Source organism: Clostridium sp. HMP27 (genome assembly GCF_000765165.1).
Classification (GTDB): Bacteria; Bacillota; Clostridia; order Clostridiales; family Clostridiaceae; genus Clostridium_AK.
In genome coordinates this window covers 132,895-151,456 of record NZ_JMFY01000014.1, presented here as the reverse complement: position 1 = coordinate 151,456, position 18,562 = coordinate 132,895, and the positions used below count along the sequence as shown (strand labels likewise).

Annotated in this window: 20 protein-coding genes; 4 read left to right on the top strand and 16 right to left on the bottom strand. The window is 31.3% G+C overall.

All coding sequences use genetic code 11. The features are described from left to right. Window positions 1-57 precede the first annotated feature (57 nt). A complete protein-coding gene (locus DP68_RS06710) occupies window positions 58-987 on the top strand; it encodes a DMT family transporter (protein ID WP_035307717.1) in 930 nt (309 codons plus the stop codon). A gap of 163 nt (window positions 988-1,150) precedes the next feature. Here the strand turns inward: DP68_RS06710 and DP68_RS06705 are convergent, their stop codons facing one another. Then, window positions 1,151-1,651, bottom strand: coding sequence for a hypothetical protein (locus DP68_RS06705; RefSeq protein WP_291547783.1), 501 nt, complete (start codon window positions 1,649-1,651; stop codon window positions 1,151-1,153). A 164-nt stretch (window positions 1,652-1,815) separates the two neighbouring features. Here DP68_RS06705 and DP68_RS06700 point away from each other — a divergent pair, with 164 nt between their 5' ends. Further along, on the top strand, window positions 1,816-3,180 hold the full coding sequence (locus DP68_RS06700) for a PQQ-dependent sugar dehydrogenase (protein ID WP_291547781.1): 1,365 nt from the start codon (window positions 1,816-1,818) through the stop codon (window positions 3,178-3,180). 107 nt (window positions 3,181-3,287) lie between these two features. On the opposite strand, the gene DP68_RS06695 is transcribed toward DP68_RS06700, so the two are convergent. The 8 genes from DP68_RS06695 to DP68_RS06660 form a co-directional block, all read right to left on the bottom strand. After that, window positions 3,288-4,265: a carbohydrate kinase gene (locus DP68_RS06695; protein ID WP_035307713.1), complete on the bottom strand. Its 978-nt coding sequence runs from the start codon at window positions 4,263-4,265 to the stop codon at window positions 3,288-3,290. 145 nt (window positions 4,266-4,410) lie between these two features. Beyond that, window positions 4,411-5,319 carry a macrolide 2'-phosphotransferase gene (locus tag DP68_RS06690; RefSeq protein WP_035307711.1) on the bottom strand — a complete coding sequence of 303 codons (909 nt, stop codon included), beginning with the start codon at window positions 5,317-5,319 and terminating at the stop codon, window positions 4,411-4,413. Between the two features lie 192 nt (window positions 5,320-5,511). Then, the gene (locus tag DP68_RS06685) at window positions 5,512-6,120 is read right to left on the bottom strand and encodes a TetR/AcrR family transcriptional regulator (protein WP_035307709.1); all 609 of its coding nucleotides are present in this window, start codon (window positions 6,118-6,120) and stop codon (window positions 5,512-5,514) included. 171 nt (window positions 6,121-6,291) lie between these two features. Beyond that, window positions 6,292-7,023 (bottom strand): AAA family ATPase, encoded by a 732-nt coding sequence (locus DP68_RS06680; RefSeq protein WP_035307707.1) that lies wholly within the window; start codon window positions 7,021-7,023, stop codon window positions 6,292-6,294. A 226-nt stretch (window positions 7,024-7,249) separates the two neighbouring features. After that, window positions 7,250-8,203, bottom strand: coding sequence for a DUF4367 domain-containing protein (locus tag DP68_RS06675; RefSeq protein WP_035307705.1), 954 nt, complete (start codon window positions 8,201-8,203; stop codon window positions 7,250-7,252). A gap of 2 nt (window positions 8,204-8,205) precedes the next feature. Continuing rightward, window positions 8,206-8,751 carry an ECF subfamily RNA polymerase sigma factor, BldN family gene (locus DP68_RS06670; RefSeq protein WP_035307703.1) on the bottom strand — a complete coding sequence of 182 codons (546 nt, stop codon included), beginning with the start codon at window positions 8,749-8,751 and terminating at the stop codon, window positions 8,206-8,208. 314 nt (window positions 8,752-9,065) lie between these two features. Then, the gene (locus DP68_RS06665; RefSeq protein WP_291547777.1) at window positions 9,066-9,404 is read right to left on the bottom strand and encodes a hypothetical protein; all 339 of its coding nucleotides are present in this window, start codon (window positions 9,402-9,404) and stop codon (window positions 9,066-9,068) included. A gap of 45 nt (window positions 9,405-9,449) precedes the next feature. Next, the gene (locus tag DP68_RS06660; protein ID WP_035307701.1) at window positions 9,450-10,004 is read right to left on the bottom strand and encodes a methyltransferase domain-containing protein; all 555 of its coding nucleotides are present in this window, start codon (window positions 10,002-10,004) and stop codon (window positions 9,450-9,452) included. Window positions 10,005-10,244: 240 nt separating this feature from the next. Between DP68_RS06660 and DP68_RS19460 the strand changes: the two genes are divergently transcribed. Beyond that, on the top strand, window positions 10,245-10,373 hold the full coding sequence (locus tag DP68_RS19460; RefSeq protein ID WP_291547774.1) for a hypothetical protein: 129 nt from the start codon (window positions 10,245-10,247) through the stop codon (window positions 10,371-10,373). Next, window positions 10,373-11,281 carry a hypothetical protein gene (locus DP68_RS06655; RefSeq protein WP_035307698.1) on the top strand — a complete coding sequence of 303 codons (909 nt, stop codon included), beginning with the start codon at window positions 10,373-10,375 and terminating at the stop codon, window positions 11,279-11,281. The genes DP68_RS19460 and DP68_RS06655 overlap by 1 nt, the downstream gene beginning before the upstream one ends. Window positions 11,282-11,313: 32 nt before the next feature. Here DP68_RS06655 and DP68_RS19860 read toward each other — a convergent pair whose 3' ends face one another. The 7 genes from DP68_RS19860 to DP68_RS06625 all read right to left on the bottom strand — a co-directional run bounded on the left by DP68_RS19860 (window position 11,314) and on the right by DP68_RS06625 (window position 18,424). After that, window positions 11,314-11,574: a carbonic anhydrase gene (locus tag DP68_RS19860; protein ID WP_363330947.1), complete on the bottom strand. Its 261-nt coding sequence runs from the start codon at window positions 11,572-11,574 to the stop codon at window positions 11,314-11,316. 150 nt (window positions 11,575-11,724) lie between these two features. After that, the gene (locus tag DP68_RS06650) at window positions 11,725-13,344 is read right to left on the bottom strand and encodes a HEAT repeat domain-containing protein (protein ID WP_035307696.1); all 1,620 of its coding nucleotides are present in this window, start codon (window positions 13,342-13,344) and stop codon (window positions 11,725-11,727) included. 341 nt (window positions 13,345-13,685) lie between these two features. Beyond that, window positions 13,686-14,000 (bottom strand): carboxymuconolactone decarboxylase family protein, encoded by a 315-nt coding sequence (locus DP68_RS06645; RefSeq protein WP_035307694.1) that lies wholly within the window; start codon window positions 13,998-14,000, stop codon window positions 13,686-13,688. A 29-nt stretch (window positions 14,001-14,029) separates the two neighbouring features. Further along, entirely contained in the window at window positions 14,030-14,263 is a 234-nt protein-coding gene (locus DP68_RS06640; protein WP_035307692.1) for a zinc ribbon domain-containing protein, read from the bottom strand. A 1-nt stretch (window position 14,264) separates the two neighbouring features. After that, window positions 14,265-14,867, bottom strand: a complete 603-nt coding sequence (locus DP68_RS06635; protein WP_035307690.1) for a TetR/AcrR family transcriptional regulator — start codon at window positions 14,865-14,867, stop codon at window positions 14,265-14,267. A gap of 178 nt (window positions 14,868-15,045) precedes the next feature. Beyond that, window positions 15,046-17,511: a heavy metal translocating P-type ATPase gene (locus DP68_RS06630; RefSeq protein WP_035307688.1), complete on the bottom strand. Its 2,466-nt coding sequence runs from the start codon at window positions 17,509-17,511 to the stop codon at window positions 15,046-15,048. 322 nt (window positions 17,512-17,833) lie between these two features. Further along, window positions 17,834-18,424, bottom strand: a complete 591-nt coding sequence (locus tag DP68_RS06625) for a TetR/AcrR family transcriptional regulator (RefSeq protein ID WP_291547859.1) — start codon at window positions 18,422-18,424, stop codon at window positions 17,834-17,836. Window positions 18,425-18,562 lie beyond the last annotated feature (138 nt).

Genomic DNA, 18,562 nt, shown 5'->3' with positions numbered 1-18,562 from the left:
TTATTTACTTTAGTATGTCTATTACCCTATTAGAATGAGCAAAAGGAGATGATTCAGATGAATAATAAAAGATTACGTGCTAATATGATTTTATTACTTACTTCAGCTATATGGGGATTTGCATTTGTTGCACAAAGAGTAGGTTCTCAATATGTAGGAGCTTTTACGTTCAATGGAATAAGATTTGCCCTTGGAAGTATTTCTCTCCTACCCTTAATTATATACTTCGATAAGAAAAAGAAAAATGACAGCAGTAATGAAAATAATATTGAAGTAAGTGTAAAGAAAATAATTGTACCTGGAGTGCTCATTGGTGCCATTCTTTTCGCGGGTTCAACCCTTCAACAAATTGGCCTTACCTATACAACCGCTGGGAAAGCAAGCTTTATTACAGGTCTTTACATGGTGGTCGTACCGATAATTGAAATATTTTTAGGGCACAAAATTGGGAAAAACTCCTGGATTGGAGTAGGACTTGCAGTTGCTGGACTCTATCTGTTAAGCGTAAATGAAAATTTCAGTATAAGCTATGGGGATTTCCTTGAAGTTATAGGTTCCGTGTTCTGGGCTGCTCATATCTTGGTAATAGATTATTTTTCTAATAAGGTGGATTCTTTAAAATTATCATGTATTCAATGTGCAACATGCTCATTTTTAAGCCTTATATCCGCTTTAATATTGGAACAGATTACTATGAGCAGCATATCAAGTGCTTTGATTCCAATACTTTATGGTGGCTTTTTATCCGTTGGTGTAGCATACACCCTACAAGTGGTAGCTCAAAAGGATGCCAAACCATCTCATGCAGCAATTATTCTAAGTATGGAATCAGTATTTGGTGCTGTAGGCGGTGCAGTTCTACTTGGAGAAATTATGAGTACCAGGGGATATATAGGCTGTATTCTTATACTTGGAGGAATTCTGTTATCACAGATTAAATTTTCTCCAAATCAGATTATATCCCAAGGAATCATAAGAGATGAATAGTAAAAGGTAAATGCCCCAATAGGTATTTATCCCTTTACTATAGAAATTCAAGAATATCTATATAGCGTTAATATTTATTTTTTCTTTTATCCCAGTTAAATCTATACTCGCCATAATTAGGGGTATGCCCTTTTTTATCAGTATGTTTATTCTTTATCCATACTCAATAAATCTTTAATCTCTCTTGAAAATTAAAAATGAACCTTAAAAAATAATACAATAAAATATTGTAAATCATTGAAAATAAAAATATTATTGCTACCTGAATCATCATTGCACCTGGAATCTTACCTCCGAAAACAGGGATTCCTATGCCATAATTCATTATACTTAACGTAATTGTTAGTATGAAAGAACTTAAAATCCAAATAATAGGTTTCTTTTTTGTATAATAGCTGCATACTCCAAGTGAAATACCAACAATTCCGTTAGTACATAAGAAAAATAGTCCTTCATGTATGCTTAATAATAAGATAAGCATGCCAGCTACAAAATATGATAAAATACCTGCCTTTGGATTTATTCTTGAAACAATATAAATAGGCAGTGCACTAAATATAGTTAAAAATACAAACACTTCAGAAAGCAACGTAGGGATTAATTGAAACAAAGCCGCCATCACTGCAAATAGTGCCCCAATTACAATAGTCTTGGCATTCATCATTTATTCCTCCGACATTTAACTCTTAATACACATATAACCTATATATTATATGACTTTAAATTATTTTCTGTTACTGTTTCATTTATATTTTTAGTCTAATAAGTAACCAATAACCTGGTTTCAAAATATAATATTATGTATATATTAATTTTGAGGAGCTTTTAATGGAAAAAATAAATCAATCAGTTTCTAATATAAACACACCATCTAGTAAATACAAAGAGCAATATAAAAGAAAACTTGATCCTTCAGATATAAAATTACCATTAGGATATGGCATTGACGTATTTGCACAAGGATTAGATACCCCTATAAACATGATCTTTACAAATGATGGGCAAATACTGGTAGCTGATGCTGGAGTTATCTCTGGAAGTGGTAAAGTTCTTCGTCTTTTGAACAATGGATTCGAAATAGTTGCAGAAGGATTTAATCCTCCTTTAACAGGTATTAATTATTTTAATGGAAACATTTATGTATCTCACAGGGGATATATAACTATAGTTAAACCTGATGGGTCCAAACAAGATATAATTTCTGGTCTACCTAGCCTCGGTGACCATCATAACAACCGAGTAGTTTTTGGTCCCGATGGAAAAATGTATTTTGGGCAAGGAACAGCTACCAATTCCGGTGTAGTTGGATTAGATAATGGTTGGGTCGAAAATCATCCATTTTTTCATGATTATGCCGGGTGTAACATAGTTTTGAATGGGCAAAACTTTTTGACTGAGGATATTCAAACATCATCACCAAATGATTATCCCTGCACTGGTGCATATTCTCCTTTTGGTATTCAAAATGTACCTTATGAAATAAAAAAAGGAATTGTACGTGCTAGCGGAAGTATACTTAGAGCAAATCCTGATGGATCAAATCTTGAATTAGTTGCATGGGGACTTAGAAATCCCTTTAGATTAAAATTTGATAGATTTAATAGGTTATTTAGTACCAATCATGGTGCAGATGTTAGAGGTAGTAGGCCTATTGATAATTCTCCAGATGAGTTTCAGCTAATTATGCCTGGAATATGGTATGGCTGGCCAGATTATACCGGTGGACTACCAGTAACACTTCCAAGATTTAAAGCTGAAGGTAGACCTCAACCTAAATTTTTAATTGCTAATCATCCAATGTTTCCTCCAAAACCATTTAGCATCTTTACCCCACATTCTGCTATAATGGGTTTTGATTTTAATTATGATAGTAATTTTGGTCCATATGGAGATGCCTATATTGCTGAATTTGGTAGTGAAGCTCCAGAAACCACAGGAGGAAAGCCTTTACCAGGAGTAGGTCATAGAATATCAAAAATTAATATGAAGACAGGGAAAATAACTAACTTCGCTATCAACAAATCTGGTTTTGCAGCTTCTTACACTGGTGATGGAGGCTTCGAAAGACCTATTGATGTAGTCTTTGGGCCCGATAAAGCCATGTATATATTAGATTTTGCAGTTACTCCTGAGGGTGAGCCTGATGAATATTATCCAAAGACAGGGGTAATATGGAGAATTACTAGAAAATAAATTAATAGTATTCATTATACCCCCTAGAATTTAGGGGGTATTTTTATAAAAAATATCTATGAAGTGTCTGTAGCTTTTATTAAATACTGTTTTTAATGGTCTTATATTTAATTATGACATGCCTTCCTACTATTTATGAAATTTTCTACGTTTCCCAAGGAAGGAAGAGCGCTTATAGCACCTCTATTCATAGTAGTTAACGCTGCAACTGCATTAGAAAATTCGAGAATATCTTTTATATCTTTGCATGATATATTATTTATGTCTATGCAATTGCTTGAAACTTTATATAAAAAAGCTCCTATAAAAGCATCTCCTGCCCCAGTAGTATCTACCGCTTTAACCTTGAATCCCTCATCCTTTATTTGATAACCACCAAAGTAAGCTGAAGCGCCTTTACTTCCCCTTGTAATAATAAGGACTTTAATATCAAAGGATAATACCCATTGAATTGCTTTTTCTTCATCATGAATTCCTGTAATAAACTCTATCTCATCCTCACTTATTTTTAATATATCAGCGTATTTTATAAATTCACGAATTATACTTTTATATTCCTCATGATCTTGCCATAAGGGAAGCCTTATATTGGGATCAAAGGATATGAATCCTTTAGCTTTTTTAACCGCTTCAATAGCAGCTATATGAGCTTTTCTAACTGGTGCATCTATAAGACTTACAGAACAAAAGTGAAGAATATCTCCTGCTTCAAACCAGTCACTGCATATTTCACTTTCTTCCAAAAGCATATCAGCACTTGGGTTCCTATAAAAAGAAAAGTCTCTTTCTCCATCCTCCTTTAAGGAAACAAATGCAAGAGCGGTATTAGCTTTATTAGTTCTAAATATATACTCCGTTCCTACTCCAGCATTCTTTAAAGTTTCAACAAGAAAATCTCCAAAGGCATCTTGTCCTAATTTCCCTATAAAGTGGCTTCTACCGCCTAATATTGATACTGCAGCCGCTACATTAGCTGGAGCACCACCTGGAGCCTTTTGAAAGGAATTAACCTTTTTTAATTCAACGCCGCTTTGTTCAGAAATAAAATCAATCAGCGCTTCCCCAATTGTAAATATCTTTACCATTATTGAACCTCCTGCTTATTTTATATCATTACATTCAAAAATACTCAAAATCCGTCCCATCACTATAATATTTTTGTGGAAAATGATACGAAAATGCATTGAAGCTAATGTAAGAGGACTAAAAATAATCTGTTTTTGTATATATTTAAATATTATTAACCTCCAATGCCTGCTTTGCCATCTGGTCATATTCAGCAACACCAGATACGAGGGCAAATTCAGCAATCGCCACTGGATAAGCTGCAACCAATTCAATGATATGCTCTTGCATTCTAGGCCAATAGTATCCCCCTGCTTCTTTATAAGCCTTAATAAGAGATTCAAGACCTTTTTCCCCAAAGGCTTTATAATGAAATACAAAATCATCAGATACATCTGTGATCTTTGCTTCAGTCCAGTCAATTAAACCTGTTACATTTGCATCTTTATCTATTAAAATATGGCCTGCATGTATATCCCCATGAATAAAACCTGTTTCCTTAGGCCACAGCTCATCATCATTTAACCATGTCTGCCATCTATTCCATAAGGATTCTCCTACTCCAAATTTGGCCTTCACTGCATCCATACGCTCTTTCATTGACTGTCTTACCTCTTCTGATGTTTGAAATGTAAGTCCAGCATCTACTACTCTATCCTTTGGGATACCATGTAATTCTGCCAATACCTTTCCAAGTGTCTTATGAAAGCAGTCTGGCACATTATTAATATCAATTTCCCAAACATAATTTTGTATTTCATGGTCTATTGTCCCTGCTGGCACACCACCTAATTTCTTATATGCAATCAATTCATCTGTATAAATAGTCCAGTTTGGCGCTTGAAATTTAGTAATATACCCATTCACCAAATCTAATGCCTGCTTTTCAACCTTCGTTCTTGGCATGACATCCTCACGTCTAGGCAAACGAAGAACCCACTCATTTCCTTGTTTGTCTTCGGCAAATACCGCTAAAAAATCAAGCCCTGACTCATTAAATACTAAAGTATCTTCCTTTAGAGCTAACCCATGTCTTGTTGCAATTTCAATAACTTCTCTTTTACTTTTACTCATTCTTGTCACATCCTAATCATTATTATTTTATTGCCAATAAATTTCTTTTATAACGTACATGTATCTATTATAATCTTTTAAGTATCCTGTACTTTTAACATGGAAACTACAATTACTATAGAGGCTAGTATTGTCAGCAAAGTAATTTATTACTTTCTTTTCAGTTTCCATTGGCCTAGTACCTCAATTCTATTATTGCGAAAATCCTCTTGTAAGTTCATTAGCTACAGCATCAAATAGAATTTCTTGCACTCTTGGGTAAATATTCTCCCCAAGATCCTTCTTATGAAGAACCATGGCTAAAGCAGCACGAATAACGCCAGCAATAACTTGAATATCTTCATTTATTAATTTATCTGACCCCTTATTTTTCTTGATAAATTCCATAAGAGGCACAATGCTTCTTAAAGTTTTTGTTGCTGAATATTCATTATTTATCTTTCTAGTTACCATGTTGTATTCTTCAATATTTGTTATTAATCTTTGTGTTAGTATATTGGATTCTAAGGCTGAAGACATCTCCTGTAGATAAATCTTTATTGCCTTACATATATCCTTTTCTCCTTCCACCTTAGGCCAAACTCGTCTTTCAATTTCCTCACCTTCAAAAGCTAATAACTCAAGATAAAGCATTTCCTTTGATTCAAAAAAAACATAAAAACTGCTTTTTGCTATAGATACTGAAGAAGTTATTTCTTCAATAGATGTATTTTTTAACCCTTTAGCGATAAAACACTGATGAGCATTCCTCATCATTTCTAATCTAATTTTTTCTTTTTCTGCTTCTGTAAATTTCGGCATTATATTTTCACCTCTAGCTAATTAAAGTAATTAAAATATAAAAACAACTTATTTATTTGTTTTTATTATAGTAAATCCTAATTGCCTTGTCAATCAAAAATATTATTCTCTAAAAATAAAAAAACCTATACCATTATGGGTACAGATTTTATCTGTGCACTTCAAATTCCACTATTCAGCCATAAGTATATCCAAAATTTTTTTAGGATTTCCAATAAAAGATTTCATAATTTTATAATGCTCCGTATCCTGATAATTTACTACCTTAAAGTCATCATTTAATTCATAAAGTATTGAATCTGGATAAGCCATCACTATTGGAGAATGAGTAGCAATTATAAATTGAGAATTATTTTGAACCAAATCGTGAATCCTTGAAATCAGGGACATTTGTCTATATGGTGATAATGCTGCTTCTGGTTCGTCTAAGATATATAATCCATTTCCTTTAAATCTATTCATAATAACAGATAAAAAGGATTCCCCGTGAGATTGTGAGTGCAACGAAATCCCTCCATAGGAACCTATTGCATCTATTTCATCAATATTTGTAGCTACATTATAGAAACTTTCTGCTCTTAAGAAAAAACCATCCTCGGGTTTTCTTACTCCTTTAACTAGTTTTAAGTTTTCCCATAACTCTGAATGAGTGTTATTCGTTGAAAAGTTAAAGTTCTTACTTCCACCTTCTGGATTAAAACCATATGCTATTGCAATTGCTTCAAGTATGGTTGATTTACCGGTACCATTTTCACCTACAATATATGTTACTTTAGGATGAAACTCCAAAGTTGATAGATTTTTTATCGCTGATAAGCAATATGGATATCTAGAGAAAGAATCTACTTTTTCTCTACACAATTCAATTTTTCTCAAATACTGATTAAAGTTTGTAGGACTCATTATTTACACCTCTAACAGTTCATTATTAATTCAAATTTTAATTACGGTTTTTATATAGGTTGTTAATTGTTATAATTCCAACCCTATATTATAAATTATACCATAACAAAATATAAAAGCAGTTCAATATGGTAATTAGAGACAATTAATTAAAACTTAAAATAGAAGCCACTTTTATAGTTGCTCCTATTTTTATTAAATAAGATGTATTGAGATTTTATAAATTTTATTTAATAGACTCAGCAATTTTTATTAATTCATCTTTTGTAAATTCTCCTCTACCTGACAAACTATAAAGTACACCATTTGCTTCCCAATCAATATATCTATCATCAATTATTACAGCATCTACACCATTAACTTTTACTTTTTCCATTTTACCATCTGTTCCAGTTGCATATTTAGTTTCTTCATCAGCAAATCTTTGCTGCATATAAATGAATTTTCCTGTTTTTTCATTAGTGAAGAATAAATCAATATATTTTTTACTTATATCCCCTTTTTCACCTTTATAAAATTCTGCCCTGTCAAACTTATAATCTTTTGGCAAATATGAAGGTAGTTTAACATTAAAACAAGTATATTTATTTAAACTACTAGCATCTTTAACTATTAAATTATTTTCGTCCATTTTTTTCGCTTCAGCTACTGTTATTATTTTTCCGTCTACACAACTCTCAATTTCTTCCCCTGCAGCTGTATATATTTTCCCAGTATCTCTTGTAACTACTGTAAGAGGTTTTTTATTCTTATCAAAAATCTTACCTTTTAGGTTATCTGGAACTGCAACCTCTTTTACTTCAGAAGGCTCTGTTTGTACAGCTGTTATGTGTCCAAGGGATATTTTTTTGATTACCTTTTCTGCTAAATCTTTAGCAAAGGAGGTTTGACTAAAAACTCCACATACTATCACAAAGGATGCTGCTGCAATAACAACCTTTTTAAGTTTATTTGATTTTTTCATAACATTCTCTCCTTTATCTTCACTTATGTTTCCTACGGTTTTATTAAAAACAGATTGTTTGTTACTATTTTCACTGAAATCTTTATTGGCTAAGGCTTTACCAATTTCTAAAAGTTCGTTGTATTCCTCAACGTTTGATTCATTCACATTCTCTATACCATTAAAATAAGCATCTATATCTATAGAAAATTTATCTTCAATACCTTTTTTATTCATGACTATACCTCTCTTTCCATTTCAGTTTTAAGCTTTTTCATTATTCTATAAAGTATTACCCCTACATTACTTTCTGTAATATCTATAATTTCTGCAATTTCCTTATTTCTCAAGTTTCCACCAAATTTAAGCGCCACAATATTTCTTTCTCTACTACTTAAAATATTTAAAGCCTTTAAAAGTTCATCATTAGTTTCTGCTTTTACTACTATATCCTCTGGATTCTTTTCCACTGATGTGAGTTTATTAATTTTATCAATAGAGAAGAATTTATATCTTTTTAAGCTTCTGAAATAATCATTTATTACGTTTCTTGCTATAGCAAATAACCATACTTCAAAAGGTGATCTACCTTCAGAATATGTTTCTATTTTAACCATTACTTTTTCAAAAACTTGGCTTGTCAGGTCTTCTGCTTCCGCATTACAGTTAACCCTGTAATATATATAGTTGTAAACTCTTTTATAGTAGGTTTCAAAAATATAAGTAAAGCCCTTTTCTTTAATTTCTTCTTTGTCTAAAGAATTAATCAAGGCAATCTGCTCCATATTTTCAAAGACCTCCTTTCTTTAACTTTTTTACTTAGCTAAGTAATTCATATGTTAATACGTATATTCCTTTATTTCATTACATAAATTTTCAAGTTTTTTTACTCTACTAGGAGTTTTTTATATTATATAGATATCCAAGTTGGAAGCTTAACTTATACTTCGTGATATATTTCAATGTTTGAATCCGATTCTGTATTTATTTTAAAAATAAAAAAGCCTATACCATTATAAGTACAGGCCTTGTTTGATTAAATCATTTTAATTTTTATCCTTTTTCAAAAATAGTATATCAGTAAAATAAGTACCAGAGCTTAACCCAAATGAATAGGAAGACCTCTAAATAAATCTACTTTTGATGGTCTAAAAATCCAATCAAAAGCATACCCTAAAGCCCATAATGTTATAAAGGAAATAATAGATTTAAAAAATCTTTCTCTTATATTAACCCATTTTAATTTTCTTGCATTTAAAATAGTAATGATAGGAACATATAAAATTAAAAAGAAAGTTAAAAATAGATATCCCATTCCAAATTTAAAAGCTATACTACTATGTACATCTTTACAAATCATCCATAATACAACTATAGTTCCAATTATAAATAGGCTATAAAGAACTCTTGTAAAAATTAGTAATTTATTCTTTTTCAAGTTATCCCCCCATTTTGCATTACATTATGTTAAAAAACAAGAAATTTAGGATTCAAATACAGCGCAATAAAAATTATCTCCTAATGAAAATTTCTCTATAGTTTTTAGTTGGTTATCATTACAAATTTCTTCAATGTACTCTTCTGACAGCCTATGATCGATTGGTGGCCCCATTGGTGTTTTTCTCTTATGAAACTCTATTATCATAAGCCTTCCTTTTTCTTTTAAAACTCGCTTTATCTCATTTAGCATGTATTCTTTATCTTCTATCTCATGTAATACAGTTACCATTATAGCCATATCACAGCTGTTATTACCTAATGGTAGTACGTTGGAGTCAACCTTTTTAATTATAAGATTTTTAGTATTTTGTTCAGTAGTTCTATTATTTAGCAATTCAATCATACTATCTGATATTTCAAGAGCATAAATATCATTACTACTGATTTTCGCAGCTGGAAAAGAAAATATTCCCGTACCAGCACCAATATCACTTAGTATCATATTCTCTTTAAATCCTGCTTTTATTAATGTATTTCTTGGATTAAGTTCAGCTATCCTTATTGGATTTTCAAATTTGTCAATTTTACTATCATTCATTTAACTCATCTCCTGCATGTATGGTTATTAAATAGTTACCTTATACACCATATAGTACAACATAAGTATAAATTCATCTACATATTTATAAATAACATTTAATTTTTGCATATGCAAATTTACAATGTTACACAATCTTTTACTACTTATGAATAAATTATGTCATTATACTAACTATTTACATATATAATACCATGATATTATATTACATATATATATAAACTTATGGAGGTACTATTAATGTCAACCAAACATGCTATTTTAGATTTACTAAGTCAAAGACCAATGCATGGCTATGAGCTTAAATTTGAAAATGATGTTCCCGGAAAAGGTAATGGAGGAAGATGCAAAGAAAGGATTGAGTTATAATGAAAAAAATTATTATTTTCGGATTAAAGATCATTTTATTAACTATAATAATGTTTATAGGACTGGCGGTTTCTTCCGCACTTGTTGGAATTCAACATGCTTCTAAATCTTCAAGTGTTTCAATTACACCAATATTAATTTATTCCTTTATAAATACATTGATATTAACCTTGTTTATTGTTAAATCTAGATTAAGAGGCTTTAAACTTGTAGCAGCTAACTTTACGATTTTCTGGGGAATACAATATTTTATGACCCAAATAGAAACTCTATATTTTAACTATGCTGTGAAGATGCCTGTAGCAGAAATAGCAAAAGTTGTAGCTTCAGGTACTATAAATGCAATTATATTTTCACTATTAGCAGTTTTGATTATGGGTAAATTTAAGAGAGAAGTCCATTCTTATTACATTAATACTAATGTAAAAGTATCAGTTGCCAAATCATTACCTAATATTGTGATTTTATCATCTATTTATGTTATAATTTACTTTATTTTTGGATATTTCGTTGCATGGCAATTTGCCGATTTAAGATATTTTTATACCGGAAGTACAACTATTGTTAATGTATTTCAACATCTTTCAAATCAATTTAACCAAGATCCCATATTGATTTTATTTCAATTATTTAGAGGGTTTTTATGGTCCGCTTTAGCCATTACAATAATTAATTCATTAGGTAATATTAATTGGATGACTTATATAACATCAGGCCTGCTTTTTAGTATACTAATAACTACTCCATTAATATTTACTAATCCTTACATGCCAGCACCAGTTCGTTTAGGACATTCCATTGAACTATTAACTTCAATGTTAACATTTGGAGTTATATCAGTCCTTGTTTTTAAAAACAAGTTAGCTGTAAATACATTAAGTTATAATAGTGAAAAATATAATAGTTAAGGCAGCTCAAAGGCTGCCTTTTAAATTAAAAATTATATACTTGCAACATGTACGCAAGAAAATTTATCGGCCCATAGACCAACTACTCTAACTGGAAGTCTCCATGATTTTACTATATTCGTGGATGCTACTATATCATAAAAATGCTTGCAGTCACTAACATGGTTTGAAGCACAATCATAATGTCCTACTACGGCAACTACATTAGATTTACGAGCTGTTATTGAAACTATAACTTTCTCCCTTAACCTTTCAATTTCAAGCCATTTAACTTGAGATAATACTTCATATATTCCAGTTCATGCAATTAATTAATCCTTATATAATTCTAAGATTTTTAAGCAACAATTTATGCACATTGGAAAAAAGAAGTCTAGCTAATATTCTCCCAAAAATTCACTGCACCCTTGGGGATGCCTTGCTTTCATTTAAATATAAGGTGATTACCTCACTCTTATTACAAACACGTTTGGAGTCAATCCACCACTTTCAATCTTTATAGTATCAATAATCTTAAGTTTCTCATTACCTATCAAATTTTCCTTAAGTAAATTCTTTTCTACTGTATAAAGGAAGGCCATTCCTCCTGGTCTTACAAGACTAGGAATTCTATTTACAAATTCACTATATAATTTTTTATTTAAGCCACCAGCTCCTGACTTACTTTCAAAAGGCATATTTGATATCATCTCATCAAATAACTCTTCTGGGGAAAATTCCAATATGTCTTCAGCTACTAATTTTATTTTCGTATTAGCTAAGCTAGAATTTACCTCTGCATATGTAATACCTGTTTTAAATATATCCACTCCTGTTAGGCTTTGATACTCTTTTAATTTAGCCCTTTCAATTAGCATAGTTCCTACACCACAAAATGGGTCTATAACTTTAGCATTAGGTCTTAGCCATTTTTCTATAGATTTCATTGCAATAGCGGCAATTGCAGGATTTATAGATGTAGGCAAAGCTTTTTCTCTATAGTCAAATCTATTATCCTTTAATGTATATAACTTTATAAATACGCTGCATAAATTATTTTTTTCAACTACTCTAATTTCAACTTCATAAGAAGATGGGCTGTTCTTTAAATTTCCCCCTGAAGTTTCATCTAATTCTCTAGATAAGTTTTTTACAAACTCTGATTTTTTACTATTATCATTCATAGTTTTAAACTCAACTCTATACCAAAATGGAGCCTTACTATCTCCTGCATGACACTGATTTAAAAACTTTACAATATCCGCATTTACAATTGCAGCTGCTATAACCTTATAATCAAGTTCTAAATTAGTACAAGACTCTAAAGGGAAAAGAATTTCATAAAAGGTTCTACATTTATAAATCTTTTCAAAGTCCTTTTCTTTAATATATACTCCTTCACTAATAAGCTGCCCTTTAATTGATTTTTCATTAAGATCCATTAAAGTAGTTTGAAAATGATTATTCATTGTTGTTAGTATCATAGGCACAGGATTTTTAAAGCCTATAAACTTATGTTGTATAGGTGGAGATAGTTTAGATATAGCCCTTGTAAGTGCACGTTTTTCTTCATTAATATGCTTCTCATCTTTTAAGTTACTGTTTTTGTCATCAGAAGCCTTTTCTTTTATTATTAAATCTTCAAGTATTTTCGTAAGTCTTTCCGCATCCAAAGCTCCTCCACAGTTTCCTATTGCAAGTATATATGAAGATTTTACAAATAGCTGTTCTTCAGAAGCGTAGGCATCATATAAAGGCTCTAAGTACTCGGAATCTCCTATTTCACCAATAATACCACATGCATTCTTTCTAACTTTTGGATCTGAATGCTTTAGGAAATCACCAAGCTTTTGCTTAGAACTTCCCATAGCTCTTTTGAATATACCTCTAGGTTTTTCTTTTTTAATAATATCCCTTATAACGGAAAGTATTGATCTTGGATTCTCCTGGTTTAAAGCTTCCCTCCATAATAGTGGCATTGTACTATTATAATCCTTTGAAAGTTTATCTATTATTTCAGCTCTCTGTTTATCATCAGAAGTTTTTAAAGCTTCTATTAAATTCGTATAATTTATATCTTTCATTTCATTCACCTCTTATGCTTTAATTTAACAGCTTTCATTATACCCTATATTTAGAAATACTTGCAACGTTACCTTTAATCACCTAACAAATTGTCACTATTGATTTTCTTTTAATTTGAGACATTTTTATAGTTAAATTTTACATAGTATTATTTTTATAATAACCCTTACTATCTTAGCTTTTTTCAATTTGCAGCGTTAGTTGAAAAAACTATAACATCCATCATTATAAATATAAAAAAAGCCTCTACCATATAGGTAAAGACTCTAATCCTGTGGGTTCATTAGTCAATAAGTAATCCATTAACTACACCATCCATATAATTTATATATTTAATAGTCTACTCATCAAATGCTTGTAATGCTATGGGAAGCACCTTTAGAACAGTATTACCAGCAGCAGGGAGGCCAATTAAAACTGCACTCTTGATTTCATCCCTCGTTGCTCCTTGCTCTTTTGCCACTTTCACATGAAATGGTATACCGCTTTCAAGTCCTACTGCCGCCATAACTGCTATATATGCAATCTCTTCTGTCTTTTTGTTTAGGCTACTTGCCACGTCCAGTTTTTGAACTGCTTCCATCCATGCTTTCGAATGTTCTGGAGCTTCCTGTAAAAAAACTTGAAACGTATCGCTTACATTTTTTGTATTCATAAAATCAACTCCTTATTTTTATCTAATTACTATTTCCACGCTGGGAGCTTGGCCAGCAGCCCCTTTGCTGACTTTAGTGCCACGTTCTCATCCAATCCTTGAGTCTTAATAATGAATCTACTCATTGAATCCAGCTTTTCCTCATATGACTGCATTGTGCCATCTGGCCTTGCACAATGGATGCAATACTCTTTTTTCTCATCGCCCATAGCAAAATCAGTCTTAGTTTTCATTGGCATTCCGCAAGCTATACACATCTTCATCTTATTTTTCCCCTTTCTTTAACATAATTAAATTCATATAATGTTCTACTAGTTGCTGACTATACCTCTTCAAAACCGAATCTCCAGGTGCAAACAAATCTCCATTAATTAAATAGTAATGAATTAAACCAATCCAAGTATTAAACAGTAAATCAACTGGCATTTTACGTATTTTGCAAGCTTCAATCTCATGCTCTGCGATTTCAATAATATGAAATGAAATAGTCGATTGGATCATAATTAAAGAATTCCGTGCACTTTCGTGCAGTAAACGGCTTTCCGAAACCAATCGAGTATAAAAGTCCTCATATTCACTGATTCCTTTCAGATGTGCTTCAAGAGCCTCTTTCATATCACAATGACTATTAACTAGTTCATGCAATCGACTAGTAATACGTCTGCCAAATTCCTCAATTGCTTCATCCAAAAGAATCTCACGTGTTGGAAAATGTGCAAATACAGTTCCATGGGATACTTTTGCTAAATGTGCAATATCCAATGTACGCGTTGTAGTTAAGCCATATTTTGCAAATTGTTCCAATGCTGCATCAATAATATTTTTCTTTGTTTGAATTTTCTGCTTCTGCCTTTGTGACTCTGACATCCAATCGACTCCTCACTCATTGAGTTTATACTCAGTGTAATTCTTTTCTTATGATTTGTCAACTAAAATATTACATAATTCTCCAGAAAAATTAGTATCATAATTAATAGTAAGACTTATTCTACTACTTTTGCATATAAAAAAGGCTAGCCATCTATATCCGGCTAGCCCATAAATTTTAAATATCAGTTTTCATAGCTCTCATAGCATTTAGAACTGCAAGCAATGCCACTCCAACATCACCAAATACTGCTTCCCACATGGTTCCCATTCCCAATGCCACAAGGACTAATAAAATAAGTTTAATTCCTAAGGCAAAGACTATATTTTGCATCACTATAGTTCTAGTTTTCTTTGCTATTTTTATAGCAGAGGCAATTTTTGACGGCTCGTCAGTCATTATAACTACATCAGCAGCTTCAATTGCAGCATCAGAACCTACTCCCCCCATTGCTATTCCTATATCAGCTCTAGCTAAAACTGGAGCATCATTTATTCCATCACCTACAAATATTAATTTTCCTCTTAGTGATTTGCCTTTGTCTAGTAATTCCAGCTTCTCAACCTTTTGATCTGGTAGCAGCTCAGCATAAACTTCATCTAATCCTAGCTCTTTTGCAACCTTAGTTCCCACTGTGTTATTATCGCCTGTTAGCATTACTGTTTTCTTAATCCCAAGCGCTTTTAATGCCTTAATTGCTTTTGCTGAATCTTCTTTAACTTCATCAGATATAACTATATATCCTGCATATTGTTTATCTATAGCAACATGAACTACTGTACCAATAGTTTCAACCTGCTCATATGGTATATTTTCTTCATCCATTAATTTATAGTTTCCAGCTAAAATCTCTTTTCCGAGAGCTTTAACTTTAACACCATGGCCTGATAGCTCTTCGTAGTTATCAACTGAATCTTTATCAATTTGCTTACCATAAGCTCTTAATATAGAAGTAGCTATTGGGTGATTAGAATAACTTTCTGCATAAGCCGCAAAAGCAATAAGTTCCTCTTTAGTAATATTATTTTGTGGCTTTACATCTGTTACCTTAAACACACCTTTTGTAAGTGTTCCAGTTTTATCGAAAACAACAACTTCAACATTATTTAAAGCTTCTAGATAATTTCCGCCCTTAACAAGTATTCCATTCTTTGATGCTCCACCTATACCTCCAAAGAAACTAAGTGGTATGGATACAACCAAAGCACAAGGACAGGATACTACGAGGAATGATAAAGCTCTATATAACCACTGTGAAAATGTCGCTCCTTCTATAACTAGCGGTGGTATTACAGCTAATGCTATTGCTGAAAAAACAACAGCCGGTGTATAGTATCTAGCGAATTTTGTTATAAAGTTCTCTGTAGGAGCTTTCTTACTACTTGCATTTTGAACTAAGTCCAGTATCTTGGCAACAGTAGAGTCTCCAAATTCTTTTTCTACTTCAATTGTTAAAAGTCCATTTTTATTTATAACTCCACCTAAAATATTATCTCCTATTCCTACTTCCCTAGGTACTGATTCACCAGTTAAAGCGGAAGTATCTATCATAGATCTTCCCTCGATTATTTTTCCATCTAGCGGAACCTTCTCTCCTGGTTTTACAACAATAACATCACCTATTGTAACTTCTTCTGGTGTTACTTTTTTAATATCATTTCCTATTTTTAAATTAGCAAAATCCGGTCTTATATCCATTAAAGCTGTAATTGATTTTCTTGAACGATTAACAGCCATGTCTTGGAACATCTCTCCTAGCTGATAAAAAAGCATAACTGCTACACCTTCTGGATATTGTCCAATAGCAAAAGCTCCAACAGTTGCTATACTCATAAGAAAGTTTTCATCAAATAATTGTCCATTTCTTATATTTTTTATCGCCCTTAAAACTACTTCTCCACCTACAAGTACATAACTTATAAGAAATAGAATTAGTTCAATAGCATTGGAAAAATTCATGGCAGTTGCGATTCCAAATATTACGGCACCAACAGCGAACCTTATTATTTCTGTTTTATTAATTCCTTCATGTTCTTGCTCATGAGTTTTATTTTGTGATATCCTGCTTTTATTTTCAATTTCAATAACTTTAACATCAGGCTCTATTCTATGAACTATATTTGTTACCTTATCCATAATTTCATTTGTTTTAGAAGGATGGTCAATCTCCATAATAAGTTTGGTAGACACAAAATCCACAACTGCAGATTTTACACCACCTATATTACTAGCTTCTCTTTCAATTTTTCCAGCACAGTTTGCACAACAAAGTCCTTCAAGCAATATTTCTTTTTTTAAAACTGTATTTGATTGTTTTTCCTTTACTTTAACATGAGATTCAATCTTATGAACCATCTCATTAGTTGCTGCGATTAATTCTTGTGCTTTATTCATTTCTTCAATCTCTATGGTTAAAGTTTTAGTTATGAAGTTAACATTAGCTAAATTAATTCCTTTTATTTTACTAACATTTTCTTCTATCTTAGATGCACAATGGGCACAATCTAGACCCTCTAGAAGAAATTCCTTTTTAATATTATTGTTATTTGCTACATTTTTTTTCAGCCTATTGTCATTTTTGTTAATATTCTTAGCTGATAACTTTAAATTATTATTATCAGATTTTTTAACTATTTTTTTCATAATCTTGCCCCTCCAATATTAATTAGTGCTTTCATCTATATGAATTAAATCTTATACTACATCTAATCTACTTAAGTAACTTATGTAAATAATAAAGTATGTTCATTGCATCGAATGAACATATGAATAACCATTCATATAATATATTATATTCCCTATACCCATATATGTCAATAAAACTTAGTAAATATTTAAAACAAATAAAATAGAAATGATTGAAGTTATGTCGCTTATATCTTTTATATATTCGTTAATAATTAAGGACCTATAAAATTAGATAAAAGTTTTATAGGTCTTTTTATATAAATATTACATCTTGCTATTAAATTTCATAAGATTTTAGATAATTAGAAATCATATGTTTTGCTTCATAAATAATATCTGACTTTCCTTCACAGACGCACCAATGATAAAGGATTCCTCTTGAAATAATCAAAATTTCCTGTGCTAACTCAACCGCAAAAACATTATTTCGAAGCTCCCCCTTGTCCTGTGCACATTGAATCAAATAACAAAGACCACTTGGCAATCCCCTGTCCATGGATAAAAAAAATTCATTACCATCTGTAACCTGTGCTTTATATAATTGTGTAATGCAGTCGCAGCCAATATCAATTGCATACTGCATTTGATGAATAATATAATCCATGATTTTGTCACAGTAAGGATTGGAAAGCTTCAATAAAGATGGAAGAATATTTTCCGAAAAATAAGCATCACATATTGAATATAGCTCAATAATAATTCCCGCTTTATTTTTAAAATGATGATAAAAGGTACCAACAGAAACTCCTGACTTTTCACAAATGTGAATTATTTTAACATTATCATATCCGTGTTCTTTAATTAATTTTACTGAAATATTATATATTCTCTCTTTTGTTTTAATAGCTTGTTTTTGACGATTTGTCATTTTTTCCACAATATCAGTCCTTTTTTATAGATTCGTTTAATTATATCATATCAAATGTTTTTCTGACATTATAAACAGAATTCCAACACTATACTAAATATTATGATAATATTGGAAATAAGAGATATTTCAAGCTTA

Excerpts from the sequence above, each read along its gene's own strand:
- DP68_RS06710 (WP_035307717.1), top strand. The coding sequence starts at position 58 with ATGAATAATAAAAGATTACGTGCTAATATGATTTTATTACTTACTTCA.
- DP68_RS06705 (WP_291547783.1), bottom strand. The coding sequence starts at position 1,651 with ATGATGAATGCCAAGACTATTGTAATTGGGGCACTATTTGCAGTGATG.
- DP68_RS06700 (WP_291547781.1), top strand. The coding sequence starts at position 1,816 with ATGGAAAAAATAAATCAATCAGTTTCTAATATAAACACACCATCTAGT.
- DP68_RS06695 (WP_035307713.1), bottom strand. The coding sequence starts at position 4,265 with ATGGTAAAGATATTTACAATTGGGGAAGCGCTGATTGATTTTATTTCT.
- DP68_RS06690 (WP_035307711.1), bottom strand. The coding sequence starts at position 5,319 with ATGAGTAAAAGTAAAAGAGAAGTTATTGAAATTGCAACAAGACATGGG.
- DP68_RS06685 (WP_035307709.1), bottom strand. The coding sequence starts at position 6,120 with ATGCCGAAATTTACAGAAGCAGAAAAAGAAAAAATTAGATTAGAAATG.
- DP68_RS06680 (WP_035307707.1), bottom strand. The coding sequence starts at position 7,023 with ATGAGTCCTACAAACTTTAATCAGTATTTGAGAAAAATTGAATTGTGT.
- DP68_RS06675 (WP_035307705.1), bottom strand. The coding sequence starts at position 8,203 with ATGAATAAAAAAGGTATTGAAGATAAATTTTCTATAGATATAGATGCT.
- DP68_RS06670 (WP_035307703.1), bottom strand. The coding sequence starts at position 8,751 with ATGGAGCAGATTGCCTTGATTAATTCTTTAGACAAAGAAGAAATTAAA.
- DP68_RS06660 (WP_035307701.1), bottom strand. The coding sequence starts at position 10,004 with ATGAATGATAGTAAAATTGACAAATTTGAAAATCCAATAAGGATAGCT.
- DP68_RS19460 (WP_291547774.1), top strand. The coding sequence starts at position 10,245 with ATGTCAACCAAACATGCTATTTTAGATTTACTAAGTCAAAGACCAATG.
- DP68_RS06655 (WP_035307698.1), top strand. The coding sequence starts at position 10,373 with ATGAAAAAAATTATTATTTTCGGATTAAAGATCATTTTATTAACTATA.
- DP68_RS06650 (WP_035307696.1), bottom strand. The coding sequence starts at position 13,344 with ATGAAAGATATAAATTATACGAATTTAATAGAAGCTTTAAAAACTTCT.
- DP68_RS06645 (WP_035307694.1), bottom strand. The coding sequence starts at position 14,000 with ATGAATACAAAAAATGTAAGCGATACGTTTCAAGTTTTTTTACAGGAA.
- DP68_RS06640 (WP_035307692.1), bottom strand. The coding sequence starts at position 14,263 with ATGAAGATGTGTATAGCTTGCGGAATGCCAATGAAAACTAAGACTGAT.
- DP68_RS06635 (WP_035307690.1), bottom strand. The coding sequence starts at position 14,867 with ATGTCAGAGTCACAAAGGCAGAAGCAGAAAATTCAAACAAAGAAAAAT.
- DP68_RS06630 (WP_035307688.1), bottom strand. The coding sequence starts at position 17,511 with ATGAAAAAAATAGTTAAAAAATCTGATAATAATAATTTAAAGTTATCA.
- DP68_RS06625 (WP_291547859.1), bottom strand. The coding sequence starts at position 18,424 with ATGACAAATCGTCAAAAACAAGCTATTAAAACAAAAGAGAGAATATAT.